At 65.6% G+C, this 25,751-nt stretch carries 23 protein-coding genes, 6 pseudogenes and 1 riboswitch; of the genes and pseudogenes, 17 read left to right on the top strand and 12 right to left on the bottom strand.

Features of this window, described 5'->3' with window-relative positions; translation table 11 throughout:
* Positions 1–348: 348 nt before the first annotated feature.
* Positions 349–1,051: pseudogene (locus tag ACG10_RS21600) on the bottom strand (alcohol dehydrogenase catalytic domain-containing protein); the annotation flags it as partial.
* Between the two features lie 668 nt (positions 1,052–1,719).
* Between ACG10_RS21600 and ACG10_RS21595 the strand changes: the two are divergent.
* The 4 genes from ACG10_RS21595 (at position 1,720) to ACG10_RS21580 (ending at position 7,005) form a co-directional block, all read left to right on the top strand.
* Positions 1,720–2,430, top strand: a complete 711-nt coding sequence (locus ACG10_RS21595; protein ID WP_040107340.1) for a gluconate 2-dehydrogenase subunit 3 family protein — start codon at positions 1,720–1,722, stop codon at positions 2,428–2,430.
* 2 nt (positions 2,431–2,432) lie between these two features.
* Positions 2,433–4,208, top strand: coding sequence for a GMC family oxidoreductase (locus tag ACG10_RS21590; protein ID WP_040107339.1), 1,776 nt, complete (start codon positions 2,433–2,435; stop codon positions 4,206–4,208).
* 11 nt (positions 4,209–4,219) lie between these two features.
* Positions 4,220–5,566: a c-type cytochrome gene (locus ACG10_RS21585; RefSeq protein WP_089169986.1), complete on the top strand. Its 1,347-nt coding sequence runs from the start codon at positions 4,220–4,222 to the stop codon at positions 5,564–5,566.
* Between the two features lie 164 nt (positions 5,567–5,730).
* Complete coding sequence (locus ACG10_RS21580) at positions 5,731–7,005, top strand: OprD family porin (protein ID WP_089169985.1); 1,275 nt, start codon at positions 5,731–5,733, stop codon at positions 7,003–7,005.
* Between the two features lie 89 nt (positions 7,006–7,094).
* Here the strand turns inward: ACG10_RS21580 and ACG10_RS21575 are convergent, their stop codons facing one another.
* The 5 genes and pseudogenes from ACG10_RS21575 to ACG10_RS21555 all read right to left on the bottom strand — a co-directional run.
* The gene (locus ACG10_RS21575) at positions 7,095–7,703 is read right to left on the bottom strand and encodes a cupin domain-containing protein (protein WP_089169984.1); all 609 of its coding nucleotides are present in this window, start codon (positions 7,701–7,703) and stop codon (positions 7,095–7,097) included.
* Positions 7,704–7,980: 277 nt separating this feature from the next.
* Positions 7,981–8,250, bottom strand: coding sequence for a hypothetical protein (locus ACG10_RS21570; protein ID WP_227028919.1), 270 nt, complete (start codon positions 8,248–8,250; stop codon positions 7,981–7,983).
* 115 nt (positions 8,251–8,365) lie between these two features.
* Positions 8,366–8,770, bottom strand: a complete 405-nt coding sequence (locus tag ACG10_RS21565; protein WP_040107336.1) for a type II toxin-antitoxin system HicB family antitoxin — start codon at positions 8,768–8,770, stop codon at positions 8,366–8,368.
* Positions 8,771–8,801: 31 nt separating this feature from the next.
* Positions 8,802–8,985 (bottom strand): annotated as a pseudogene (locus tag ACG10_RS21560) (type II toxin-antitoxin system HicA family toxin).
* A 113-nt stretch (positions 8,986–9,098) separates the two neighbouring features.
* A pseudogene (locus ACG10_RS21555) lies at positions 9,099–9,485 on the bottom strand (IS4 family transposase); the annotation flags it as partial.
* A 324-nt stretch (positions 9,486–9,809) separates the two neighbouring features.
* Between ACG10_RS21555 and tnpA the strand changes: the two are divergent.
* Positions 9,810–10,067, top strand: a complete 258-nt coding sequence (gene tnpA, locus ACG10_RS21550) for an IS66-like element accessory protein TnpA (RefSeq protein WP_082045657.1) — start codon at positions 9,810–9,812, stop codon at positions 10,065–10,067.
* Positions 10,068–10,128: 61 nt separating this feature from the next.
* The gene (locus ACG10_RS21545) at positions 10,129–10,266 is read left to right on the top strand and encodes a transposase (protein WP_052264081.1); all 138 of its coding nucleotides are present in this window, start codon (positions 10,129–10,131) and stop codon (positions 10,264–10,266) included.
* A gap of 35 nt (positions 10,267–10,301) precedes the next feature.
* On the opposite strand, the gene ACG10_RS21540 is transcribed toward ACG10_RS21545, so the two are convergent.
* On the bottom strand, positions 10,302–11,237 hold the full coding sequence (locus ACG10_RS21540) for a LysR family transcriptional regulator (protein WP_040107334.1): 936 nt from the start codon (positions 11,235–11,237) through the stop codon (positions 10,302–10,304).
* 98 nt (positions 11,238–11,335) lie between these two features.
* Between ACG10_RS21540 and ACG10_RS21535 the strand changes: the two genes are divergently transcribed.
* The 7 genes and pseudogenes from ACG10_RS21535 to ACG10_RS21505 all read left to right on the top strand — a co-directional run bounded on the left by ACG10_RS21535 (position 11,336) and on the right by ACG10_RS21505 (position 16,836).
* Positions 11,336–12,049, top strand: a complete 714-nt coding sequence (locus ACG10_RS21535) for a type 1 glutamine amidotransferase domain-containing protein (protein ID WP_040107333.1) — start codon at positions 11,336–11,338, stop codon at positions 12,047–12,049.
* A gap of 87 nt (positions 12,050–12,136) precedes the next feature.
* Positions 12,137–12,931 carry an SDR family NAD(P)-dependent oxidoreductase gene (locus ACG10_RS21530; RefSeq protein WP_089169983.1) on the top strand — a complete coding sequence of 265 codons (795 nt, stop codon included), beginning with the start codon at positions 12,137–12,139 and terminating at the stop codon, positions 12,929–12,931.
* 13 nt (positions 12,932–12,944) lie between these two features.
* The gene (locus ACG10_RS21525) at positions 12,945–13,238 is read left to right on the top strand and encodes a putative quinol monooxygenase (RefSeq protein ID WP_040107331.1); all 294 of its coding nucleotides are present in this window, start codon (positions 12,945–12,947) and stop codon (positions 13,236–13,238) included.
* Positions 13,239–13,274: 36 nt separating this feature from the next.
* On the top strand, positions 13,275–14,489 hold the full coding sequence (locus ACG10_RS21520) for an L-dopachrome tautomerase-related protein (protein WP_040107330.1): 1,215 nt from the start codon (positions 13,275–13,277) through the stop codon (positions 14,487–14,489).
* Positions 14,490–14,518: 29 nt separating this feature from the next.
* Positions 14,519–14,708, top strand: a pseudogene (locus ACG10_RS21515) (oxidoreductase); the annotation flags it as partial.
* Positions 14,701–15,060: pseudogene (locus tag ACG10_RS21510) on the top strand (MFS transporter); the annotation flags it as partial. The pseudogenes ACG10_RS21515 and ACG10_RS21510, both read left to right, overlap by 8 nt.
* 579 nt (positions 15,061–15,639) lie before the next feature.
* Complete coding sequence (locus ACG10_RS21505; protein WP_232487291.1) at positions 15,640–16,836, top strand: Fic family protein; 1,197 nt, start codon at positions 15,640–15,642, stop codon at positions 16,834–16,836.
* A 50-nt stretch (positions 16,837–16,886) separates the two neighbouring features.
* Here the strand turns inward: ACG10_RS21505 and ACG10_RS21500 are convergent, their stop codons facing one another.
* From ACG10_RS21500 to cbiE, 4 genes and pseudogenes are all read right to left on the bottom strand, one after another.
* On the bottom strand, positions 16,887–17,126 hold the full coding sequence (locus ACG10_RS21500) for a hypothetical protein (protein WP_040107329.1): 240 nt from the start codon (positions 17,124–17,126) through the stop codon (positions 16,887–16,889).
* Between the two features lie 239 nt (positions 17,127–17,365).
* A pseudogene (locus tag ACG10_RS21495) lies at positions 17,366–18,074 on the bottom strand (IS701 family transposase); the annotation flags it as partial.
* A 72-nt stretch (positions 18,075–18,146) separates the two neighbouring features.
* Positions 18,147–18,872, bottom strand: coding sequence for a cobalt-precorrin-6A reductase (locus ACG10_RS21490; protein WP_040107328.1), 726 nt, complete (start codon positions 18,870–18,872; stop codon positions 18,147–18,149).
* Complete coding sequence (gene cbiE, locus ACG10_RS21485) at positions 18,869–20,092, bottom strand: precorrin-6y C5,15-methyltransferase (decarboxylating) subunit CbiE (RefSeq protein WP_089169981.1); 1,224 nt, start codon at positions 20,090–20,092, stop codon at positions 18,869–18,871. Before cbiE ends, ACG10_RS21490 begins: the two co-directional genes overlap by 4 nt.
* Positions 20,093–20,175: 83 nt before the next feature.
* Positions 20,176–20,389, top strand: a riboswitch (cobalamin riboswitch).
* Positions 20,390–20,496: 107 nt separating this feature from the next.
* Here cbiE and cobG point away from each other — a divergent pair.
* Genes cobG through cobJ form a run of 4 tightly spaced genes read left to right on the top strand, consistent with a single transcriptional unit; the run spans position 20,497 to position 24,859 of the window.
* Positions 20,497–21,813 (top strand): precorrin-3B synthase, encoded by a 1,317-nt coding sequence (gene cobG, locus ACG10_RS21480; RefSeq protein WP_232487290.1) that lies wholly within the window; start codon positions 20,497–20,499, stop codon positions 21,811–21,813.
* Between the two features lie 9 nt (positions 21,814–21,822).
* Entirely contained in the window at positions 21,823–22,449 is a 627-nt protein-coding gene (locus tag ACG10_RS21475) for a precorrin-8X methylmutase (RefSeq protein WP_040107325.1), read from the top strand.
* Positions 22,449–23,195 (top strand): precorrin-2 C(20)-methyltransferase, encoded by a 747-nt coding sequence (locus ACG10_RS21470; RefSeq protein ID WP_089169979.1) that lies wholly within the window; start codon positions 22,449–22,451, stop codon positions 23,193–23,195. Before ACG10_RS21475 ends, ACG10_RS21470 begins: the two co-directional genes overlap by 1 nt.
* Positions 23,195–24,859, top strand: coding sequence for a precorrin-3B C(17)-methyltransferase (gene cobJ / locus ACG10_RS21465; RefSeq protein ID WP_082045653.1), 1,665 nt, complete (start codon positions 23,195–23,197; stop codon positions 24,857–24,859). Before ACG10_RS21470 ends, cobJ begins: the two co-directional genes overlap by 1 nt.
* A 115-nt stretch (positions 24,860–24,974) precedes the next feature.
* Here cobJ and cobF read toward each other — a convergent pair whose 3' ends face one another.
* Positions 24,975–25,739, bottom strand: coding sequence for a precorrin-6A synthase (deacetylating) (cobF, locus tag ACG10_RS21460; protein ID WP_040107322.1), 765 nt, complete (start codon positions 25,737–25,739; stop codon positions 24,975–24,977).
* Between the last annotated feature and the right edge of the window lie 12 nt (positions 25,740–25,751).

The raw sequence follows: 25,751 nt of genomic DNA, 5'->3' as shown, positions 1-25,751 counted from the left end.
AGCTCTTCCCCTGCCAGGGATAGGGAGGCTCCCGACTGATAAGGTGCAACCGGCGCTGATTACTGGCACTCAAGCCAAGAGCCTGGGTGCAGCTGGGCAGTGGGCGTTTCCTTCCGGTGCACTGGGGCACCTTCAACCTGGCGATGCCCTCTGGTCCCAGCCGGCAGATGTGGTGCTGGCGCAAGCCTCGGAGGGGCTGGCGATGCGGCAGCTGGGCGAACCTGTCGAGCCGTCCCGGGTCGAGGCAGTAGAGCCATGATGACGTGGGGTGGTCGGGGGCGACTGGCAGGACGCTACGAAGCAGGATGTCGGGCTTCTGGTGCTTTCCGGGACCAAACAGCTAGGCTCCGCCGGCACCAGCTCGCCGGCCGGCGCGTAGAGGATCGCCGCATCCAGCGGCTCGGGCGACAGCTGGTCCGAGCCGACGGCCCAGAGCGTGCCGAGCGAGCGGGCGAAGTCCTGGCGGCGAGGTCGCCCGGCCGGCTGAAGGCGTACGCCGCGCGGCCCTGCCAGCGCGCCACCTGCATGACGATGTGCGCCGCGGCGCCGAAGCCGTAGAGGCCCAGGCGCCGGACCGGGCCGGCCTTGACCAGCGAGCGCCGGCCGATCAGTCCAGCGCAGAGCAGCGGCGCCAGGGCCACGTCGTCGCCGTCCTTGCCCAGGCCGAAGGCGAAGCGGGCGTTGGCCACCCCCCGTTCGGCGTAGCCGCCGGGACGAGTGTAACCGGTGAACTGCGGCGCGTCGCAGAGGTTTTCCGCGTCGTGCCGGCAGTACCAGCACTGGCCGCAGGTGTGCCCCAGCCAGGGGATGCCGACCCGCTGGCCGAGCGCGAAACCCTCGACGCTCGGCCCGACGGCGTCCACCCGGCCGACGATCTCGTGGCCGGGGATGACGCGCACCGCCGGCAGTTCGCCGTCGACCACGTGCAGGTCGGTGCGGCACACCCCGCAGGCGGCGCCCGCACGCGCAGCTCGCCCGGCCCCAGCTGCGGATCGGGCAGCTCACGCAGTACCAGGGGTTGATCGAGCGCTTCGAGCAGCATGGCGCGCATCGGCGATCGCCTCCCTTCTTTTCGTTCTCATCAGCATAGGGGGATGGGCAGGCCACACGGCAGCTTTGCAGACGATCGCTACCCAAAGGCTGTATTCCGAGCATTTTTCAAAGACAGCGCTGTCTTGGCTGTGTAGGGCGGCACATCCGCCGATTTATGCGCGGCATGCCGATCTTGGCAAATTTGTTGCTTGGTAAATCGATTTATTGTTCAATGAAATCGGTTTCAATCCTGGACGAAGCCTCCGCTGCCAGAAAGAAGAGGCTCAGATCCATGCACGATCATCGCCTGTTCGTCTGCGGCTAGAGCGCTTTTGGCGACGCGGCATCCGCCACGGCCCGCTGCGGATGCTGTACGGCCCACTTGGAAAATCCGTTTTCGCCCCCGGCTATCGGCACGCTCGCGGCGAGAACCGCGCAGCAGCGCTGCGGCGTGCCGTGGGCGAGCTAACCGACGGGGCCTCCGGGCCAATCCGTTCCTTCCAGAACGAGCGTCGCGCGGCGGAGCTACCAAGGATCTCTATCGGAAACAGTGCGCACGCGGTCAGCGGGCCGCGCCGCGCCGTTTCCTGGCTGAAACCTTTCGTCATGCAGGGATGCGCAACGAGTTCGTTCAACTTGACCAGTCCAGACCGCGACTGGGATTTACCGCGAGCAATGAGGTGTCCCATGCCCGACGACAAAGCCTTCAATGGCCGACGCGACTTCCTGCGTAAAACCCTGGCCGTGATTCCGGCGATCACCGTGGCCGGCTATGGCGTAGCGACGACGGCCGCCAGCCAGGCCGCCCCCACCCTGCAGAACCCTTACCGGCCGCGCTTCTTCACCGCCGCCGAGTGGGCCTTCGTCAACGCCGCAGTGGCCCGCTTGATTCCCAGCGATGCCAACGGCCCCGGCGCAGTCGAGGCCGGCGTGCCGGAGTTCATCGACCGCCAGCTGGAAACCGCCTACGGCCACGGCAACCTCTGGTACATGCAGGCGCCCTTCTCCGCTGACGCCGCGCCGGAGTTCGGCCACCAGTTGAAGCTGGTGCCGCGTGACATCTACCGCATCGGCATCGCCGCGCTGGATCGCTGGTGCCAGAGCCAGCACGGCAAGGTCTTCGCCGAGCTGGAGCCGGCCGGCCAGGACGATCTGCTGCGTCAGCTGGAAGGCGGTCACCTCGACCTGCAGGATCTGCCGTCCACCCTGCTGTTCAGCCAGCTCTGGCAGAACACCCGCGAGGGCTTCTTCGCCGACCCGATCCACGGCGGCAACCGCGGCCTGGTCGGCTGGAAGCTGGTGGGCTTCCCCGGCGCCCGCGCCGACTTCATGGACTGGGTGGACCGTGGCGAGAAGTATCCCTTCCCGCCGGTTTCGATTTCCGGAGAGAGGGGCTGAACATGGCGACGACACTCAAACCCGTGAACGCCGTGGTGGTCGGCTTCGGCTGGGCCGGCTCGATCCTCGCCAAGGAGCTGACCGAGGCGGGCCTGCAGGTGGTCGCCCTGGAGCGCGGCCCGCACCAGGACACCTATCCCGATGGCGCCTACCCCAACACCCTCGACGAGCTGACCTACAACAGCCGCGGCAAGCTGTTCCAGGACCTGTCGAAGAGCACCGTGAGCATCCGCCACGGAGTCAACGACACCGCGCTGCCCTATCGCCAGCTCTCCGCCTTCCTGCCCGGCAACGGCGTCGGCGGCGCCGGCCTGCACTGGTCCGGCGTGCACTTTCGCATCATGCCGGAGGAGCTGCGCCTGCGCAGTCACTACGAGGAGCGCTACGGCAAGGGCTTCATCCCCGAAGGCATGACCATCCAGGACTACGGCGTCAGCTATGAGGAACTGGAGCCGCACTTCGACTTCGCCGAGAAGGTCTTCGGCACTTCCGGCACCGCCTACAAGGTCAAGGGCCAGGTGGTCGGCGATGGCAATCCCTTCGCCCCGGACCGCTCCGACCACTTCCCGCTGCCCGCGCTGAAGGACGTCTACTCCGCCCAGCTGTTCCGCAAGGCGGCCGAGGAAGTCGGCATGCGCCCCTACGCCATGCCCGCGGCCAACGCCTCGGGTCCCTGGACCAACCCCTACGGCGTGCAGATGGGCCCGTGCAACTTCTGCGGCTTCTGCAGCGGCTATGCCTGCTACATGTATTCCAAGGCCTCCCCGAACCTGAACATCCTGCCGGCGCTGAAGCAGAGCGAACTGTTCGAGCTGCGCGTCAACAGCAACGTGCTTCGGGTCAACCTGGACAGCGACGGCAAGCGCGCCACCGGCGTCACCTACGTCGACGCCCAGGGCCGCGAGATCGTCCAGCCGGCCGATCTGGTGATCGTCAGCGCCTTCCAGTTCCACAACGTGCACCTGATGCTGCTATCCGGGATCGGTAAGCCGTACGACCCGCGCACCGGCGAAGGCGTGGTGGGCAAGAACTTCGCCTACCAGAACATGGCCACCATCAAGGCCTTCTTCGACCGCGATGTGCATACCAACCCCTTCATCGGCACCGGTGGCGGCGGCGTGGCGGTGGACGACTTCAACGCCGACAACTTCGACCACGGCCCGCTAGGCTTCGTCGGTGGTTCGCCGTTCTGGGTCAACCAGGCCGGCAGCAAGCCGATCCGCGGCCTGAGCCTGCCGCCCGGCGCGCCGAGCTGGGGCAGCGGCTGGAAGCAGGCGGCGAAGGACGCCTATACCCACACCCTGTCGATGGACGCCCACGGTAGCAACATGAGCTACCGCGACAACTACCTGGACCTCGACCCCACCTACAAGGACGCCTACGGCCAGCCGCTGCTGCGCATGACCTTCGACTGGAAGGAAAACGAGTACAAGATGACGCGCTACGTCACCGAGCAGATGCGCAAGATTGCCGAGGCGATGAATCCCAAGGCCATCGCCGTCCACGTCAAGAACTTCGGCGACCACTTCAACACCCGCGTCTACCAGACCACCCACCTGCTCGGCGGCGCGATCATGGGCAGCGACCCGAAGACCAGCGCCGTCAACCGCTATCTGCAGAGCTGGGACGTGCACAACGTCTTCGTCATCGGCGCCTCGGCGTTCCCCCAGGGCACCGGCTACAACCCCACCGGCCTGGTGGCGGCGCTGGCCTACTGGTCGGCTAAGGCGATCCGCGAGCAGTACCTGAAGAACCCCGGCCCGCTGGTCCAGGCGTGAGGAGCGCGACGATGAAACTGACCCCATACCTGTTCGGCCTGTCGGCCCTGTTCACGCTCGGTGCCGCGGCCGCCGAGACGGCCGACCCGGAACTACTGAAGAAAGGCGAGTACCTGGCCCGCGCCGGCGACTGCGTGGCCTGCCACACCGCCAAGGGCGGCCAGCCGTTCGCCGGCGGCCTGCCGATGGAGACGCCGATCGGCATTCTGTATTCCACCAACATCACTCCGGACCGGGAGAGCGGCATCGGCGCCTACAGCTTCGAGGACTTCGACCTGGCGGTACGCCACGGCATCGCCAAGCAGGGCTATACCCTCTATCCGGCCATGCCCTATCCGTCCTACGCGCGGGTTACCGAGCCGGACATGCGCGCGCTCTACGCCTACTTCATGCAGGGCGTCGCACCGGTTCGGCAGGCCAACAAAGACAGCGCTATCCCATGGCCGCTGTCGATGCGCCTGCCGCTGACCTTCTGGCGTTGGGCCTTCGCGCCCGCGGTGAAGGACTTCGTGCCGGCCGGGGGCCAAGGCGCGGCGCCTGCCAAGGGCCAGGACCCGCTGCTGGAGCGTGGCGCCTACCTGGTCGACGGGCTCGGCCACTGCGGCGCCTGCCACACTCCGCGCGGCATCGGTATGCAGGAGAAGGCCCTGAGCGCCAGCGACGGCCCGGACTTCCTGGCTGGCAGCGCGCCCTTGGAGGGCTGGATCGCCAAGAGTCTGCGCGGCGACCATCGGACCGGCATCGGCAGCTGGAGCGAGGCCGAGCTGGTGCAGTTCCTGCGCACCGGGCGCACCAACCGCACGGCGGTGTTCGGCGGCATGTCCGAAGTGGTGGTGCACAGCATGCAATACATGACCGATGCGGACCTCACCGCCATCGCCCGCTACCTGAAGTCGCTGCCGGCGAGCAATCCCGGCGAACCGGCATACGCCTACGACGACAAGGTGAGCAAGGCGCTGTATCACGGCGACGACAGCAAGACCGGCGCGGCGCTCTACGTCGACAACTGCGCAGCCTGCCACCGCACCGACGGCCAGGGCTACGTCCGGGTGTTCCCGGCGCTGGCCGGCAACCCGGTGGTCAACGGCGACGACGCCACCTCGCTGATCCACATCGTGCTCAAGGGCGACACCCTGCCGGCCACCCATCAAGCGCCCTCGACCTTCACTATGCCGCCGTTCAGCTGGCGGCTCAACGACCAGCAGGTTGCCGACGTAGTGAACTTCATCCGCACCAGTTGGGGTAACCAGGCGCCGCCGGTGAGCGCCGAGCAGGTCGGGTATCTGCGCGAGGAGCTCGACGTGCCGGCCTTGGGGCAGATCCCCGATCCCCATACGGCGCTAGCGCCGCAGCACTGAGGCGGCTTCCGGGCGTCCGGCCGGGCGTCCGGAGCGCTTCGCGCTCGACCACGGCTCCGGCAGCAACTGTCGGGCCTTTCCCTGCCGCACAACATATCCGCCACCGCGGAGGGGATCGCTCGAGCTTTTTTTCGTCATCGAACCCGCACTGGAACATCACGATAATGCTGAAGAACAGGAATGACTCCTCGCGCTCCGGCCTCCTCGCTTCCGCACTGCTCTTGGTTATCGCTGGCTTGCTTCCCGGCGAGCCTGTCCAGGCCGACTTCCTGGAAGACGGCCAGGGCACCCTGACCCTGCGCAATTTTTATATTCATCGTAATTTCGTCGAAGACAGCGCTACCCGCAGCAAGGCCGAGGAATGGACACAGAGCTTCATCCTCGACCTGCAGTCGGGCTACACCGAAGGGCCCATCGGCTTCGGCATCGACGTGCTCGGCCTCTGGTCGGTCAAGCTCGACGGCGGCAAGGGCACCAGCGGCACCCAGCTGCTCCCCGTCGGCAAGGACGGCGAGCCAGCCGACCAGTTCGGCCGCCTCGCCGTGGCCGGCAAGCTGCGCTTTTCCAGGACCGAGGTGAAGGCCGGCGAGTGGTCGCCGGCGCTGCCGATCCTGCGCTCCGACGACGGCCGCTCGCTGCCGCAGACCTTCCAGGGCGGCATGCTCACCTCGAAGGAGGTCAGGAACCTGACGGTCTACGGCGGACGCTTTCGCGGCAACAGCCCGCGCGACGACAGCAGCCTGAATGACATGAGCTGGGTCGGCAATTCCAGCGTCACCTCCGACCGCTTCAGCTTCGCCGGCGCCGAATACGCCTTCAACGACAACCGCACGCTGGTCGGTGCCTGGTTCGGCCAGCTCGAAGACATCTACAAGCAGCGCTACTTCCAGCTCACCCACACCCAGCCGCTGGGCAAGGACTGGAGCCTCGGCGCGAACCTTGGCTACTTCGACGGCGAGGAAGACGGCAGCGCCCAGGCCGGCGAGCTGGACAACAAGCTGCTCTCCGGGCTGTTCTCGCTGAAGCACGGCGCGCACGTCCTCTACCTCGGCCTGCAGCGGGTCACCGGCGACGACAAGTGGCTGCGGGTCAACGGCACCAGCGGCGGCACGGCGGCCAACGACACCTACAACGGCAGCTTCGACAACGCCCGCGAGCGCTCCTGGCAGCTGCGCTACGACTACGACTTCGCCACCCTGGGCATCCCTGGGCTGACGCTGATGACCCGCTACCTCAAGGGCACCAACGTGCACGTCGGCAACATCGACGACGGCGAGGAATGGAACCGCGAGACCCAGCTCAGCTACGTGGTGCAGAGCGGCCCGCTGAAGGCCCTGAGCCTGCGCTGGCGGAACTCGACAGTGCGCCGCGACTGGGGCGCCAACAACAAGTTCGACGACAACCGGCTGATCGTCAGCTATCCGCTCTCGCTGTTCTGAGATCGCGAAACAAGAGCTCTGCCTGCAGGCTCGGGCGAGTACCTGTCACCGAAAGAGTGGCGACTGCCAAGCACCTGTGTTGTATCACCTCAAGCCTGCTGCCAGAGGTGTGTCAGCGGGCCGTTTCTGCCGGCGACCGGATCGCTGTCCGGAAATGGCAGCTGGCGGATTTGTTGCAGGACCGCCGGCGAAGGCGCCTTGCGGCAGTTGTCCACCCGCTGATCCGGCGGGTAGCCACCGACGACCAGGAAATCGTCGGTCGAGGCGAGTTCGCAGTGCCCGGTGCCGGCAGGCAAGAGCACGACATCCCCGGCACTGATCTGCACAGTACGGCCTTCAGGACCGCCGAGCATCAGCTGCGCCGAGCCACTGGCGATGCCCAGTACCTCATGGGCGGTCGAATGGTAATGGTGATAGGCGTAGAGGCCAGCGTGCCAGCGCGGCGGCCAGCCTGTCCGCTCGAATAGCGCTTCGAAGTCCGCCGCCAGATCGCTACTGTTCGCGGCGAATACGCCACGGTACACCAGCACTGGCAGACGATCGTTGTTGGGGATCCAGTCATTGCGCGATAGCAGCAAGGTCTCGGGGGGCGTGCCGCCTGCGTGGCTGGTGGCGGCCGCGAACAGCGCTTGGCCGGGAATCATCAGGCCAAGACCGGAAAGCATTCGATTGAAATGTCGACGGGATAGGAAGGCCATGGGATTGCCTGCTTTTGATGAAAACGGTTTCAAAAAAACATAGACTCCAATGTCCGAAAAACAAACCAATGGAGCCATAGTTTCTGCTTGCCTGCGTTTAATGAGAAGCGGAGTCGAACCGCGTTCGAGGTCTTAGCCGAGCTTCGGCACCGGCGCGTTCTGCGCGATCAGCCGGCATCTTCTTAACCTTGTGATGCTTCGCAAATAGCGCCACGAGAAGTCAGGAAAACATGCGGAACTGTGCAGCCTGGGCCCGGCAAAGCCAACCTGCGTCCCGCTATCCCTTCGCAATATCCCTCAACCTGGCCCGTAGCCACTCTCTTTCCTGCTCGGCGTGCCGCACCAGCACCCTCCGCTGATACATGCTCAGGCGTCTCGTGCGCTCAGATGGCGAGAGCTCGTCCCAGCCAGAAAACAGGCCATTGTCGTCGACGGCATCCAGGCTGGCCTCAAGATCCTGCCGCCTCGAATCATCCCCCGGCCGCAGCAGAAACACCACAAGACAGCATGCTAGCACCACGACCACAGCAACGATCTCCATAACCATCGGCGCCCTCCTTGGCGTCTCGTTTTCTCGAAGGTAGCAGGCGCTCGGCACTATGGAATGGCCGCTCAAAGTGCAGTCTGGTTCACCCTCACTCCCTCGCTGGCGAGCTTTTCCTTCAAGCGTGCTGCAACACCCGCAGCGCCGCCTCAGCCAGAAATCCAGAGCGGCTCTTCTGCTCCGGATGGGCCTTCACGTAGGCATCGATCCGCGCCAGCAGGTGCTCCGGCAGCGTGGCGTTGAAGCGCACTGCCTTCCCCAGATAGGGCATCACATCGAAGTCGACCAGCGCCCACACGCCGCCGGCATAGTCCGGGTTCGCCGCGTGCACATCGATCTCCTGCGGCTGCGGCAGCGGCTCGCCATCGGCCAGCAGCCCCTCGAAATGCAACTCCAGCGCCTCACGGACATTCTCCAGCGCTTCGGTCATCGTCTCGCCGGCCGAGAAGCAGCCTGGCACGTCCGGTACGGTCACGCCGTAGTCGCTGCTCTGCTCTTTGTGGATGACGACGGGATATTTCATATGCGCCCCCTCTTGGGTGGTGTAATCGGCCTCACTTGAGGCCGGCTTGTTTCAGGATGCTCTGCCAGGTGCCTTTCGGCAGATCCGATTTCGGGTGCGGAACCGTCACCCTCCCCGGCTTGGTCGGATGCTTGAACTGGTGGTGGACTACCTTTCACCGCCACTTCGTACCAACCATCCGCCTCCAGCAGCTCGATCACTTCCCGACTTCGCATCATCGCCTCCTCGCGCTGCATAGTGTGCATTATACACACCGGCGCACGACGGGCACACACAATACACACCAAAGCACAGCTAACCACCGTGCGGGGCTTAAATGGCACCCCTTTCAAGGTCTTTTGCTTTTCGAGGCCTTGATGAGGCGGTCGGTGGAGACATGAGCGCGAGCCGTCGCGGCATCGACCCAGGTCTTGGGCTTATCCACCTTGGGGCCGCACTTGCTGGTGGCCACCTGGCTGGGCTTGATATGTCGTGCCAATTCCAACAGGCGCTGTGCCAGTGTGTTGGCCGAATCGTCGGCCCAGGCGGGCCAGTGCTCCACCGGCAGCGCGATGAGCATCCCCTCGTAACGGCTTCTGACCTGGACCGCCAGGTGGTAGGGAGAAGCCTCCCAGCCCTCGGGAAGCTGTTCACGATGTGCCTGTTCCACGCTGCGCTTGAGCACCGCCAAGATGTTGTAGGCCAGCACCGCCACGGCAAACCCCAGCAGCGCCGCCGGGAGCAACTGGGCAGCGGGCGTTTCCTGCCGGAGCACTGGGGCACCTTCAACCTGGCGATGCACTCATGGTCCCAGCCAGCGGACGTGCTGCTGGCGCACGCCTCGGGGGGCTGGTGATGCCACAGCCGGTCGAGCCGGCCCGGATCGAGGCGGTGGAGCCGTGGTGGCGTGGGGGGACCGAGGGCGACTGGCAAGACGCTGCGCCGCAGGAGACCGGGCGTAACCGTCCGGGCATCCCATCTGGCGTGACTCCGCGGGGCTAAGAGATGGTGCCCACCTATTTATGGTGGATACCATTTCAAGGCTTTCAAGCGGGGAATCATGCAGCGACGTTCTTATTCCAAGGCCTTCAAGGCGCAGGTCGTGCAGGAGTGCAGCCTGCCCGGCACCTCCGTCGCCAGCGTGGCATTGAGCCACGGCATCAACACCAATATTGTCCATAAATGGATACGCACGGCACGCAGCCAGGTTGAGACCCTGCCGGCGTTCATCCCGCTTGCACTGGATGCGCCCGTGCGGGCCGGATATGCCTCCCGCGCGGACATTCGCATCGATATCCCCATCGGCGCACAACCTTGACCGTTCACTGGCCTGCGGGCGATGCAGAGGGGTATGCCCGGTTCGTGCGCGAGATAGTGCAATGATCCGTGTTGATGCCATCTGGCTCGCCAGCGAACCGCTGGACATGCGGGCCGGTACGGAAACGGCGCTGGCCAGGGTGGTGGCCGTCTTTGGTGCGGCGAAGCCGCACAACGCCTACCTGTTCGCCAAGGCGTGAAATGGACTCATAGCGAGTCTTCCCGCAGGGGCTACCTATGAAAACATGCTTCCAGCACTATTCTCATCCGAAATCGCATTCGTCGTCAGCAGGTCGATCAAGGCCCGAGTCGCAGCGGATTGGCGACGATGTGGCGCATACACCACGGAGAAGGGTCGCGTACGTCCGCGTAGCTGCGGCAGCAGTTCCACCAGGCGACCGCGCTCCATCCGCTCGCGGACGATGAAGTCGTAGCTCTGGCAAATGCCGAGGCTCTGTTCGGCCAGCGAAACCACGCCCAGCACATCGTCCGAAATCTCGATGGACGAACTGGGCAGCCAGTCGATGTCCCGCTCGCCATCGCGGAATACCCAGGGGGCGAGGCGGCCGGTCCGCGGCATCACGAATGGCAGGCACACGTGCTGCCGCAATTCCTCCAGTGTCTGCGGCGTGCCGGCTCGCCGGACGTATTCGGGCGATGCGATTAGGAGCAGTGCCGCATCCTCCAACTTGCGCGCCACCAGACCGCTGTCGGGCAGATGACCGAGGCGGATGGCGAGATCGAAGCCTTCCGCAACCAGGTCAACATTGCGGTTGGTGATGTTCAGCTCCACCTGGACGCGCGGGTATTGCCGGGCGAAGCGCGCCAGCAACGGCGGCAGACGGTAGTGCCCGTAGGTGGTCGGCACGCTCAACCGCACGCGTCCGGCCAACTCGCCCTCCTGGCCCTGCACCTCGCGCTCGGCATCGTCGAGCAGGGTGAAGGCCGAACGCGCCTGCTCCAGGTACAGCCGCCCGGCCTCAGTCAGGCCAAGGCGGCGCGTGGTCCGTTGCAGCAATTGCCGTCCCAGGCGCGTTTCCAGGCGCGTGATGGCCCGGCTCAATACAGAGGGCGTGGTCGAGAGCGCCACGGCGCCGGCGGTGAAAGAGCCGTGTTCGACCACGGCAATGAAGGCTTCCACGTCCCCCAGGTAATCGAATTTTCGGCCCATCTTGTCCTCAAAAGAACAGAATTTTTTCTGCTCTGGCAGTTTATCGCCTGAAAAGTGCCGAATAAAGTAGCCACACTCCTCTCCACAGGGTTACTGCCATGAGCCAGACCTCCACTCATCACCCCGCGAAGCCCGTGCTGTTCGTGTTGACAAGCCACGGCACCAAGGGCAGCACTGGTCAGCCGACCGGCTATTATCTCGGGGAAGTCACCCACCCCCTGGCTGTACTGCAAGCCGCCGGCATCCCGGTCGAGTTCGCCTCGATCCAGGGCGGCGAACCGCCGGTCGACGGCCTGAACCTGGACGACACAATCAACGCGCGCTACTGGAACGACAGCGCCTTCCGCGACGCCATCCGCCACACCCAGCGCTTGGGCGAGGTCGATCCGTCGAAGTACTCGGCCATCTTCTTCGCCGGCGGCCACGGCGCGATGTGGGACTTCCCCGACAGCCCCGATGTAGCGCGGGTGACCCGCGAGATCTACGAAGCCGGCGGCGTGGTCGGGGCGGTGTGCCACGGCCCCGCGGCCCTGGTCAACGTCACCCTGAGCAACGGCGCCTACCTGGTGGCCGGCAAGAACCTCAGTGCCTTCACAGACGATGAGGAACGCGCGGTCAAGCTCGACCAGGTCGTACCCTTCCTGCTCACCAGCACCCTGACCCAGCGCGGCGCGCAGCACCACCCGGCCGCGGACTGGACGGCCAAAGTCGTCGTCGATGGCCGCCTGGTCACCGGCCAGAACCCGCAGTCGGCCTCCGGCGTCGGCGCGGCGATCCGCGACCTGCTGCTCGGCCAGCCGGCGCAGGCTTGATCCGGCACCAAAGCCCCTGACCTGAAGCAACGCCACGACAGCGCCCGCACCGAGGGCGCTTGGGCAAACACATCCCGAGGAAATCCCATGGACCTGCAACTGAACGGCAAAACCGCCATCGTCACCGGCGCCACCGCCGGCATAGGCCTGGCCATTGCCCGCACTCTGGCCAGCGAAGGCGCAGCGGTCACCATTACCGGACGCAGCCGCGACAAGCTGGATGCCGCCGTGGCGGAAATCGCCGCGGCCGCCCCTGGCAGCCGCATCACCGCTATCGTGTCCGACCAGAGCAACGTCCAGGGCGCGGCCCAACTGATCGCAGCGCAGCCGGACACCGACATCCTCATCAACAACCTCGGCTATTACGAGGCCAAGCCCTTCGCCGAAATCAGCGACGAAGACTGGCTGCGCATGCTCGACGTCAACGTGATGTCGGGCGTGCGCCTGTCGCGCCACTACTTCCCGCGCATGCTGGAGAAGAACTGGGGCCGGGTGATCTTCGTCTCCAGCGAAGTCGGCGCGTTCACGCCGCCGGACATGGTGCATTACGGCGTCAGCAAGTCGGCGCAGCTGGCCGTCTCGCGCGGCATGGCCGAGCTGACCAAGGGCACCGGCGTCACCGTCAACAGCGTGCTGCCGGCCGCCACCCGCTCCGAGGGCATCGTCGAGTACCTGCGCCAGACGGCGCCGCGCCCGGGCATGAGCGATGCGGAAATCGAGTCGCACTTCTTCCAGACCTACCGCCCCAGTTCGCTGATCGCCCGGATGATCGAGTCCGACGAGATCGCGGCGATGGTCGCGCTGCTGGCCAGCCCGCTCGGCGCCGCCTCCAACGGTGCGGCGGTGCGCGTCGAAGGCGGCACCTTCCGCTCCATCCTCTGATCCGGAGAACGCCATGTCGTCACCTCTCGTCGTCGTTGCGCTCGTGCAGGCCAAGCCCGGCCACGAAACCGCCCTAGTCAAGGCCCAGGCGGAACTGGTCGCCATCGCCCGCGTACAGCCCGGCTGCCTCAGCTACGAACTGCATGAATCGATCAGCGAGCCGGGCAAGGTCGTGTTCTTTGAACGCTGGCGCGACCGCGTCTCCTGGGAGCGCCACATGCGAAGCCCGCACATGGACGCCTTCCGCGCCAACGCGGGGCATTTGATCGGCGCCTTCGAACTGCTGCACCTGCATCAGGTGGCCTGAGCGCGCCCCCCTTCATCCATGACATCGGACACCATCATGTTCAATCGCAGCCATCGATTCGCCGCCCTCGCGCTGGCGACCCTCGTCACCCTGTCGAACAGCGCAAGCGCCGCGGACACCCTGCCGCTGCAACGCTGGCGCAGCTATGCCGGCGTGAGCTGGGATGCGCCGAACAACGGCGCGGACCCGGCGCCGTTCGCCGCATCGGTGAGCGCGCCGATCGCCGGCCTGCACTTCGACGCCCAGGGCACGGCCTACGTGAGCACGCCGCGCCTGGTCTCCGCTGGTGCGCCGGCGACGCTGAGCATCCTCGACACCAGCGCCAAGACCGGCCCGGCGCGACTGACCGCGTTCCCGTCCACGCAGGGCAACGCCGTGACGGCCGCGCCGGAGCAGAGCCTGCGCAACGTGCTCGGCTTCCACGTGGACCGCAGGAACGGCTGGCTGTGGGCGCTGGACATGGGCGTCGTCGCCGGCGAAGCCGAGGCGCCGGCCGGTTCGCAGAAGGTGCTGGTGCTGGACCTGAAGTCCGGACGCACGGTCAAGCGCATCGCGCTGGACGGCGTGGCCGACCGCAAGGGCAGCTTCCTCAACGACATCGTCGTCGATGAGCGCCGCCGCGTGGCCTACATCTCCGACAGCGGTTCGCGCAGCGCCCCGAACAACCGGGTGGGCCTGATCGTGGCGGATTTCGCTTCGGGCAAGACCCGGCGCGTGCTGGACCGGCATCCGAGCCTGCAAGTCGAACCCGGCGTGAAAGTCGTTTCCCACGGCGCCGAGGTGTGGCCGGGCAAACCTCTGCTGATCGGCATCAACGGCATCGGCCTGTCGCCGGACGGCAGCACCCTGTACTGGACAGTGACGACCGGAACGCGCGCCCATTCGCTGCCGACCGCGATCCTGCGCAAGGCCGATGCCAGCGACGCGCAGATCGCCGAAGCCGTGCAGGATCTCGGTGCCGTGGGCGGCAATACTGACGGCATCGTCACCGACGCCCAGGGCGGGCTCTACATCACCGACGTCACCCGCAACGGCATCGTCAAGTACGAACCGCGCACCAAGACGATGTCGCTGATCGCCTCAGACGAGGGCGTGCACTGGCCGGATACGCCCGCGTTTCTACCCGATGGCGACCTGGTCTTCACCTCCAGCAGCCTGAACCAGCACTTCGCCGGCGCGGTCAAGCGCGGCGAGGAGCGTTACGAGTTGTGGCGCCTGTCGTTGAGCGGCCATCCGGCGAAGACCCCCTGACGGCTATTGAACAGGAACCTGTGCATCCCATGAGCATCTTGTTCGATACCCTACGACCTCGGCCCGTTGCGCCTGCGTAATCGCATCGTGATGGCGCCGATGACCCGTGCGCGCAATCCGGACGGCATTCCGAATGCGCTGAATGTCCTCTACCACAGCCAGCGCGCCAGTGCCGGGCTCATTGTCACCGAGGGCACGCCGATCTCCCGCACTGCTCGTCACTCTGGTCGCACTGGCGTTGCTGATGCCCTATAAGCTGCCGATGGTGGCGCTGCTGTTCGTCTGGGGCGCGCTCGCCTTCGGCATGTCACCGGGCTTCCAGGCCGGCATGCTCGCCACCGCCGAGCGCGACGCACCCCGGGCGGTGGACTTCGCCTCGGCGCTGAACATCTCGGCGTTCAACCTGGGCATTACTCTGGGCGAGACGCTGGGCAGCGCCATGGTGGCACGTGACCACATGGCGCTGACGCCCTGGGCAGGCGTCGCGCTGGTGGTACTCGCACAAGCACCGCTGGCATGGCTGGTTCGCAGGAGCAGTCGGCGGAGCATACCCGTGCCTGCGGCCGGGTGATGGGGACACGTCATGGGATCGCACTTCAGGCGTTCGCCAACCATGAATGCCCGTGGGCCAAGGATTCGTTCGAGCATTTGAGACGGTGGATCGCTTGCAACCCGGCCTACTTCGTAGAGCCGCGCGCCAGGCCGGGTTCGTCTAGCCGGCGACTGCAAGCAGGAGAAGCCCGCCCCGTGCGGGCCTTTTGCGAACTACGCTCGAGCAGGCCCGGTGGGCGGGCCGCCGGGGAGGATCTTTTCTCCCGTGGTTCCCAGCAGCTCGATAGTTCCTCCATCAGGGAGATCCTCCGTGAGGAGGCGGAACAGGCCTGGACCTCTGTAGGAAGGGTACCTGTGGTGGCCTTTCCTTTCCCTCTCCCTACCCGCTGCGGCAGCACTGAGCCGCCTGATCCCTGCAAGGAAGGCCACTCAGCCCATCCCCCAAAAAACGGGCCAAAACTTCGCAGAAATATCCGCAATAATTTCCGCATACAGCAGTAATCTTCCGACCCATTATTTGTAAATAAATGCTTAAATTACACGTCTTTTAGAGCTTTTTAATTTCTGCAAAAATATCCGCAAAAAGAGGTGCCATATCATGCAGCTGGTGACCGGGACGCATTGGCTTGAGCCGCTGCTGCCGTCCGATTTCCCGTCCGAGATCCTGAGCATGGCCGAGCATCTTCCCTACCAAGCGGGCAAGCTGGCAGGGATGCTTCCTCCTGAGACCACTACCTGCGTGGGTGGCCTGCTGCGGGTGACCAGCAGCTTCTACAGCAACCTAATCGAGGGCCAATTCACCGAGCCGGTCAGCCTGGCGCCTCACGCGCCAAAGCGCAGTCGCAAAGAGCTGACGGAGCTGGCGGTGGCACACATCGGAGCCCAGGAGGCATTCGAACGCGCCATCTCACGGCACAGCACAGTACCGTGGAGAGAGTTTTTCTCCCCCAGTTTCGCAGCTCGAATACACCGCCGGCTGTTCGAGTCGGCCACCGAGGAACAGCTACGCCTTGCCGATGGTGACCGCCTCGTCCCCGGCCAACTGCGCGATGCCGCCGAGCGGGATGTGATGGTCGGCCAGCATGCGGCTCCGGCCTGGGCGGCGGTCACGCCGATGCTCAACCGGATGCAGCAGGTCTATGGCAGCCCGGCGGACGCTCGCACACGTCTCCTGGCGGCCATGGCGTATCACCACCGGCTGGCATGGGTTCACCCCTTCGCCGACGGCAACGGGCGCGTGGTGCGCCTCCTGACGTATCTCCAGTTGCACAAGCTGAATCTCTCCTCGCCGCTATGGTCGCTCTCCCGCGGCTTGGCCCGCCAGCAGGAGCAGTATTACGCCCGACTCGCCAATGCCGATCAGCCGCGCCGGGGCGATCTGGATGGGCGAGGCCAGCTCACCCAGGCCGGCCTGTTCGAGTTCGTGGGTTTCATGTTGGACACTTGCCTCGATCAGATGCGCTACATCGAGGCCGCGATGCGGGTCGGCCAGATGCGCGAACGCCTGGAGAAGATTTTCGCCTGGGAACCCCGGATCAGCTCGGCGGGAGTCAAGCCGGAGGTCGCCCGTGCGCTGCATGTCCTGCTCACCCAAGGCAAGGTCGGCCGAGCCGACTTCAAGGTTTTCACCGGCCTTGGCGAGCGGACGGCGACCGATCAGCTCAGGAAACTCGTCGAGCTGGGGCTGGTCGACAGCCCTACGCCCAAAGCGAGGGAGATTTTTCCCGCTCTGCCGGTATGGTTCGCACAGCAACTTTTCCCCGACCTGCACCAGAGGCTTGGGCCGGCATTGTAGATGCCCTCTGCCCCTCGACTTGGGATTCTCGGGGTGCCCGGGCTTCAGGCTTATTCGGAAACCTGGCGCACATCCAGCACGGCCCAGACTTCCCAGCCCTTCTTGCGCACGATCTTTTCGGCCTCGAGCTGGGCCTCCAGCGTGCTGAGCGAGCGGGACTTGTGCTCGAAACGAAAGGCAGGACCGCCGTTGCGCTTGCGAACGCTCAGCTCCACCCAGATGTAGGACGGGCACTGTTTGGATTTTTCGGGAGCTGGTTTTGCGGGCGCAAGCCCCAAGGCTTCGCGCATTTCGGCTTCGAGAAGCTGTTCGTATCCAAGCGGGCGTATCCGTTACGGCTTCCTTGAAGGCATGCATTATCCCGCAGGCCATCTCGGACGCCAAGGCGTCTCGGCAGCGGATTTGCACGAACCCCGGCGCGATTATCGCCGGAAAAATGCCCCGCAGGAATCATCCTCACGTATCTCTATTTCCCCAGACCAACTTAGCACTACAGTTGCATTTTTGAAGTGAGATGAGCCCACCTGGCCCAGGCCTTGACGGTATGGGCGCCCTTGACACCCAGCACGTAGCCTCTCCCGGCACATCGCAGGGCGGTCTCGAGATGACTCACGCCATAGACGCTGTCGGCAGCCACCCAGGCAAAAGGCGTGTTCGCCTCGATGGCCCGCTCGATCATGTCCTGGGCCATCCGGGGTTTGGTTAAAAATCCGATGCCCTCCGGTACATGGGCGGCTGCCAGGCGCTCAGGGTCATCCGTCCAGACCTTGGGCAGATACAGCGCCCGGTCGATGAAGGCATGCCCGTGACGCGAGACATAGGCCGCGAAGACACCGATCTGGCAGTTGGTGATCTTGCCGACCGACCCGGTGTACTGGCGGGCCACGCCGCAGGAGGCGTGGCCCTGCTTGAGAAAGCCGGTCTCGTCCAGAACCAGGACGGCCTCGTCGTCGGCCAGATGCTCCAGCACGTAGTCACGCACCAGATCACGCAAGGCATCGGCCTCCCAGCGGCCGCGGCCGAGAATGGCCTGCTGACGCCAGGGGCCCGGATCACCGGGCGGCCTCGGCACGCATCCAGCCGGTCTTGCGGGGCTCGTTGCCCAGCAGGCCATCGAGGAACAAGCCGACAGAGGCCGCCACTCGCTCCTGGGTAAACAGAGGGCGCATACGCGCCTTGACTTCGCGTAGCGATGAAGCCCATAGCTCCAGGGTTGTCTCGATCGATGCACTGGTCATCCGCTCTCTCCCAGGCAAGGGAATACATCAAGCAAGGCATATGAAGGCTAAATATGCAACTGTAGTGCTAAGTCAAAGTAGCAACGGTGCAAGTGCCTTCCACAAGGCCTCGGCGGAATCAAACTGTCGCTCCACCTCCGGCAGGCTCGGCCGGGCCAACAACAGTACTGGAAGGCCGTACTCGCGAGCCACCTGCAGCTTGGGCTCGGTAGCGATGCTCCCGCTATTCTTGCTGATCAGTACGTCGAAACTTTCAGCGGCGAACAGCGCGCGCTCCTCTTCCAGAAGGAATGGCCCGCGTGCGCCGATGACCCGGGCACGAGGAGCGTCGGGATACGCGTCGAGTACACGCACCGTCCAGAACTGTCCGTCCGGTACCGCGTCCAGATGCGCCAGCACCTCGCGCCCCAGGGTGAAGAAGGGACGGCGGAATCCGCTCAGGGCAACCATCAACCCAGCCCAGTCTGTCACTTCGCGCCAGTCGTCTCCCGGACCCGCTTGCCATCCGGGCCGTCTTAGAGCCCAGCAGGGAATACCGGCAATGCGTGCAGCCAGGGCGGCATTGTGGCTGATCTGCGCGGCATAGGGATGGGTCATGTCCAGCAGCCGGTCGATGCGCTCCTGACGCAGGAAGTCGGCCAGCCCCTCGGCACCACCGAAACCACCGACACGCACCTGACAGGTGAGATCCTGCGGAACCTTGCCGAGACCCGCCAGGCTGTAGATGTGGGACGAGCCAAGCCGACGGGCGATGGCCAGCGCCTCGCCGATGCCGCCAAGCAGCAGCAGGCGGGTCATAGCGCACCCTCTTGCACCAATGGTTTCACCGCGTCCAACAGCGTGACCGGCAATGCCGAACGCCAGGTGTCGAAGTTGCCGAGCGGCTTTGCCTGGGCAATGACGATGCGAGTCAGCTCGCCGCCGTGCCGTTCGCGCCAGCCGACCAGCAGCGCTTCGCTCTGAATCGTCACGGCATTGGCCACCAGCCGACCGCCGGGCTTGAGCCGTTCCCAGCATTGCTCCAGTACACCGGGAACAGTCACCCCACCACCGATGAAGATTGCATCCGGACTTTCCAGGCCGTCCAACGCTTGGGGAGCAGCGCCAGCGACCAGATGCAGCGCCGGCACGCCGAGAGCTTCGCGGTTGTGTAGGATCATCTCTTGGCGCCCCTCATCCGCCTCGATGGCAATGGCGCGGCAGTTCGGGTGAGCGCGCATCCACTCGATGCCGATGGAACCGCAACCGGCGCCGACATCCCATAGCAGTTGTCCTGGTAAGGGGGCTAGGCGCGCCAAGGTGATGGCGCGCATGTCGCGCTTGGTCAGTTGGCCATCGTGCCGGTAAGTATCGTCTGGCAGACCAGAGGTTTGTGGCAGATGACGCGGCTGCTTACCTGGAACGCATTCCACCGCGACCAGGTTGAGCGCAGCGGTTTCCTCGACCGACCAGCTCCCGGCCAGCCCATCGATACGTCGCTCGGATTCGCTGCCCAAATGCTCCAGCACGCTCAGGCGGCTGGCCTCGAAGCCTCGCTCGCGGAGCAGCGCGGCAATGGCCGCCGGGCTCTTGCCATCATTGCTCAGGATCAGCAGTCGTGCGCCAGCATGCACATGGTGGTTCAGCACCGCGACCGGACGGGCCACCACTGACAGCTGGGTCAGCTCCTGCAAGGCCCAGCCGAGCCTGGCTGCCGCCAGCGAACAGGACGAGGGCGCCGGCAACACGCACATCTCGGCGGGGTCGAGCACGCGCGCCAAACTCGCACCGACACCGAATAGCATGGGGTCGCCGCTGGCCAGCACGCACAGCGGCGTGCCGCGCCGTTCCAGCACCGGGACCAGGGAGAACGGTCGTGGCCATTCCAGCCGGTCGGCGCGGATACACGGCGGCAGCAGCGCCAGCTGGCGTGGCGCGCCGACGATCAGGCCGGTCTCCAGCAGGGCCCGGCGGGCACGCTTGCCGAGCCCGGCGTAGCCGTCCTCACCGATGCCGATCACGGCTAGCCAGGGCGTCATGGATGTTTCCTCGCAATGAAAGGCCGCTGCGCCTCCTGCCGGAAGCTTGTCATCGAGCCGGACAAAACCGGCATAATACCGCCTTCGTCGGTGCCCTGACGGGTGCTTCGAGTTGCAGGCGGCCGCCTCGAACCGAACTCCCCCAACGGGCCATTGAGGGAACACGGAAGGACAAAGCGTCCCAACCGTGGCTGCCCCCGCAACTGTAAGCAGCGAGTCCGTCGCGCCGAAGCCACTGGGATGACCGGGAAGGCAGCGCCAGACCCTGACCTGCAAGCCAGGAGACCTGCCGACGAACGCTGGTCGCGAGTGCCAACATCGGGCGGGGTGTACCGATGCCATAGTGTCTTCAAGGGAGGATGCTAGAGGTCTGGTCACCGCGTCTTTTTGCAAGGTGTGACCTCGTGGACGATACCCTTGGCAGTGTTCTTTCCCCTGCCCCGCGCCCTTCAGCATGCCCTGGGCTTTTGCGCATCGTGCCGGCGCTAGACGGCGGCATCTGCCGCATCAAGCTGGCCTGCGGATGCCTCGAGGCCGATCAGGCCCACGCCATCGGCGAGGCCGCCAGCCGCCATGCCAGCGGCGTGATCGAACTGACCAATCGAAGCAATCTGCAGCTGCGAGGCGTCCGTACTGGGCATGAAGCGCCGCTGATCGCCGCCCTGCTCGCCGCCGGCCTCGGCCCCTCCACGCCGGGCGCCGACGACGTGCGCAACCTGCTGGTGAGCCCTGCCATGGGTCTCGACGCGAACAGCGAGGCGGACGTTGCAGCGGTGGCCAAGGCGATCCTCGAACTGCTGCAGGCACGTCCCGCTTTCCATTCCCTGTCGCCGAAGTTCGCCTTGCAACTGGACGGTGGAGAACGCTTGGCGATGCTCGACCACCCCCATGATCTCTGGCTCGCGCTGATGCCCGGCGGCACGAGGCTGGCCTTCGGCTTGGCAGGCTGCCCGACCGATGCACCTCTGGCCGCCGTGCCGTTGGAGCAGGCGCCTGCGCTGGTGGAAGCCGCGTTGGCGCTGTTCCTGGAGCTGGCGCAACCGGAGCAGACCCGCATGCGCCATCTACTGGCGAATCTACCAAAGGAGACCTTTCTAGACTGCCTCCAGTCCCAGCTGGCCTTTGCACTGCCCCGCGACCCGGCGGTGCTGAACTGGCGCCGCGCCCGGACGATGACAACCGCGCCGCTGGGCATCCTGGCGCAGCACCAGCCCGGCCTTTTCCTACTCGGCGCCATGCCCACACTCAGCCGCCTGGATTCTTCGCAGTTGCACGCACTCGCTGAGCTAGCCCGCAGCCGGGGCGACGGCACCCTGCGCTTCACGCCCTGGCAAAGCCTGATGCTGCCGAACGTGGCCCAAGCGCATGCCGCCAAAGCCTTGCGACAACTCGGTATGATCGGTCTGCATATCGACGACAGCGAGCCCCTGACCGGCCTGATCGCCTGCACTGGCTCCGCAGGCTGCGCCAAGGGCCTGGCCGACACCAAGGCCGATGCGCTGCGCCTGGCCCATCGACTGCATCAGGGCACAGCAAGGCCACAGGTACATCTGAGCGGTTGCCCGCGCTCCTGCGCCGCCGCTCATGTCGCGCCCCTTACCCTGCTGGCCCGGCCCGGCGGGCGCTACCAGCTCTATCAACGTACTGCCAGCGGAGCTGGTCTCGGCCGGCTGCTGGCTGACTCACTCAGCATCGACGAAGCCGCCGACCGGCTTACCTAAGGACAAGCGATGATCGATTACATCCGCGATGGCCAGGAAATCTATCGCAACTCCTTTGCCATCATCCGCGCCGAAGCGCGGCTCGACGCCATTCCGGCAGATTTGGAAAAGCTCGCCGTGCGGGTGATCCATGCCTGCGGCATGGTCGATGTCGTCGACGAGCTACGTTTCTCCCTCGGTGCCGGTGCCTCCGGAAGGGCCGCACTGGCCACCGGAGCGCCGATCCTCTGCGACGCGCGCATGGTCGCAGAAGGTATCACCCGCGCGCGCCTACCGGCGAACAACCAAGTGATCTGCACCCTGCACGACGAAGGCGTGCCAGAGCTGGCTCGCGAACGGGGCAACACCCGCTCGGCGATAGCCCTGGAGCGCTGGCGCCCACACCTCGCCGGTAGCGTGGTGGTGATCGGCAACGCACCAACTGCACTGTTCTACTTATTGGAAATGCTCGACGCTGGCGCACCGAAGCCGGCACTGATCATTGGCATGCCAGTCGGCTTCGTCGGCGCCGCGGAGTCCAAGGACCTGCTCGCCGCTGACAGCCGTGGCGTGCCTTATGTGATCGTGCGCGGCCGGCGCGGCGGCAGCGCTATGGCCGCCGCCGCGGTCAATGCACTGGCCACGGAGGTGGAGTGATGGACAGGAAAGGCCGATTGTACGGGCTTGGTGTCGGTCCAGGCGATCCCGAGCTGATTACCCTGAAGGCGCTGCGCCTGCTGCGCGCCGCCCCGGTGGTGGGCTACTTCGTGGCCAAGGCCAAGGCCAGCAAGGGCCTCGGCGGCAATGCCTTCGGCATCATCGAGGAACACCTGCACGAGTCTCAGCTTCGCATGCCACTGGTCTACCCGGTCACCACCGAGAGGCTGGAACCACCCTTGTCCTACGAGACGGTGATCAGCGACTTCTACGACACGGCGGCCGTGCAAATCGCCGAGCATCTGGACGCCGGTCGTGACGTGGCGGTGATCTGCGAGGGCGACCCCTTCTTCTACGGCTCCTACATGTATCTGCACGACCGCTTGGCCGAGCGTTACGAGGCGGAGGTGATACCCGGGGTGTGCTCCATGCTCGGCGGCGTCTCGGCGCTGGGCGTGCCGCTGGTGTACCGCAACCAGAGCCTGATGGTGCTCTCCGGCGTGCTGCCGGAAGAGGAGCTGAAGCGGCGCCTGGGCGATGCCGAGGCGGCAGTAGTGATGAAGCTCGGGCGCAACTTCGACAAGGTGCGTCGCGTGCTCGACGAGCTGGACCTGGCCAAGTGCGCTCTATACATCGAGCGAGCTACCATGGCCAACCAGCGCATCGTGCCGCTGGACGAGGTCGAGCCAATGGCCTCGCCATACTTTTCCCTGATCGTGGTACCTGGACGGAAATGGTCAGCCTGATGCAAAAGCCCCCGGCCCTGGTCATCCTCAACGCCGCCAGCCTGGAAACCGCACGCCGGGTCCAAACCTGTTACCCCGGCTCGCGGATTCACGGCCTGAGCGGCCGCGTCGAGGACGCCGACCAGCCTTATGAGGCCTTTGGCGAGACCCTGCGCGAGCTCTACGCCAGCGATACCCCGATCATTGCCTTCTGCGCCGCCGGCATCGTCATTCGTACCCTGGCGCCGCTGCTGGTGGCCAAGGGTGCGGAGCCACCGGTATTGGCGCTGGCCGAAGACGGCAGCGCCGTGGTGCCGCTGCTCGGCGGCCTGGGCGGTGTCAACCGAATGGCCCGCGAGATCGCCGAGGCGCTGGATGTGGCCCCGGCGATCACCACCAGCGGCGAATTGCGCTTCGGCACCTGCCTCCTCAACCCGCCGCCTGGTTATGTACTGGCCGATCTGGAGCAGGGCAAACGCTTCGTCAGCGACCTGCTGGGCGGCGAGCCGGTGACCATCGAAGGCGACGCACCCTGGCTGGACGAGGCGCAGCTGCCTTTGGACGAGCAGGCCCGTCGACGCATTCGCGTCACGCCGGAGCGTGCCAGCGGCGACGCGGCCGAGCTGCTGATTCATCCGCGCCTGCTCTTGGTTCATGTCCAGGGCGAGGCATCGGCCGATCTGGCGGAAAGGATCCGAGCCCTGCTGGCCGAGGCGGGACTGGCTGAGCGCGCGCTGGCTGCTGTACTGGCCGGACGTGGCCGGACAGGCGATGCGGCGCTGGCCGAGGCCGCTAAGGTGCTGGGTATGCCCCTGCGCTTCATCGATGACCGTTTACTGCTCCCTGAACCGCAGGTGCGACACGAAGGCCTGAGCCTGTACCGCTGCGCCACGCCCCGGGAAGCCGCGCGTCTCGGGCAACCGCGCGGACGCCTGACGGTGGTCGGCCTCGGCCCCGGCGCTGCCGATCTGATGGTGCCAGCGGTACGCCGCGCGCTGGACGAGGCCGAGGACGTACTCGGCTACGAGACCTATGTCAGCATGGCCGGGCCGTTCCACGCAGAACAACGACTGCATTGCAGCGACAACCGCGAGGAGTTGCAGCGCGCTGCCCATGCCTTCGACCTGGCCGCGCAGGGCCGGCGCGTGGTGGTGGTGTCCTCCGGCGATCCCGGCGTATTCGCCATGGCCGCCGCCGTTCTGGAAGCGCTGGAAGCTTCCCGCGATCCACACTGGCATGCCGTCGAGCTGGAGGTGCTGCCGGGCGTCTCCGCCGCCCTCGCCACCGCCGCCCGTGCCGGCGCACCGCTGGGCCATGACTTCTGCATGTTGTCGCTGTCGGACAACCTCAAGCCTTGGCGCGTGATCGAAAAGCGCCTGGATCAGGCGAGCGCCGCCGACCTGGCCATGGCCTTCTACAACCCGATCTCCAAGGCGCGCCCTTGGCAGCTCGGCCGCGCGCTGGAAATCGTCGCCCGCCATCGCGCCCCGGAAACCGTCGTGGTCCTCGGACGCGACATCGGACGACCGGCGGAACGCCTGCGCGTCACGACTCTCGGCGAGCTGACGCCCGAGCAGGTGGACATGCGGACCCTGGTGATCATCGGCTCGTCCACCACGCGGCGTTTCCCCCGTGGGGATGGTGGAGAATGGGTGTATACGCCGCGGTGGTATCCCGGCTCGTAGCATCCGGAGCGTACCTCCCGTCGCCAGGTGGATAACGGCGAAGCCTTATCCACCAATCCAAAGGAAGGCTCCACGGCACGCTGGAGGGAAACGCTGCGCGGTTTTCCTCCCTGGCCTACTCCCCCACTCGCCTGCGCAACAGATACGTATCCATGATCCACCCATGGCGGCTGCGTGCCTCGGCACGGACCTGTTCGATCTCGTCGGCCACCTCGGCGAGCCGGCCGCCGATCAGGATCTCGTCCGGCGTGCCGACGTAGGCGCCCCAGAAGATGTCCATGTCCTCGCCGACGAAGCGCTTGTAGGTGTTCTTCGCGTCCAGCATCACCAGCACGCTGTCCAGGCGCTCCGGAAAGCCTTCGGCAAGGCGGCGGGCCGGAGTGATTTCCAACGCCTGACCGATGCTGTTCAGCGTGGTCCGGTGCTTCGCCACCAGCGCCTGGATGCTGCTGATGCCGGGAATTACCTCGAAATCCAACACATGCCGCCCACTCCGCGCGATGGCCTCGACAATGCGGATGGTGCTGTCGTACAGAGCCGGATCGCCCCAAACCAGAAAAGCCCCGCATTCGCCGTCGGCCAGTTCCTCGGCGATCAGCCGCTCGAACACGGCCTGCTTGTCGGCGTTCAGGTCGTCGACGCTGGCGCGGTAGTCGGACACATCCCTGACCCGCTCCGGGCAGGTGGCCTCGACGATGCGGTAATCGTCGTCCTCGATGTAGCGACGGCAGATTTCCTTGCGCAGTGCCACCAGCTTCTCCTTGGCCGGCCCCTTGTCCATGACGAAGAACACATCGGCCCGGTTGAGGGCCTTGATGGCCTGCACGGTGAGGTAGTCGGGATCGCCCGCACCGATACCGATGATCAGGATGTGCTTCACGAGATACGACTC

Origin of the sequence: Azotobacter chroococcum, from assembly GCF_002220155.1 — a bacterium.
In the GTDB taxonomy this organism is placed as follows: Bacteria; Pseudomonadota; Gammaproteobacteria; order Pseudomonadales; family Pseudomonadaceae; genus Azotobacter; species Azotobacter chroococcum.
Note: the sequence above shows the minus strand (reverse complement) of the source record. Positions and strands in the feature narration are given on the sequence as shown.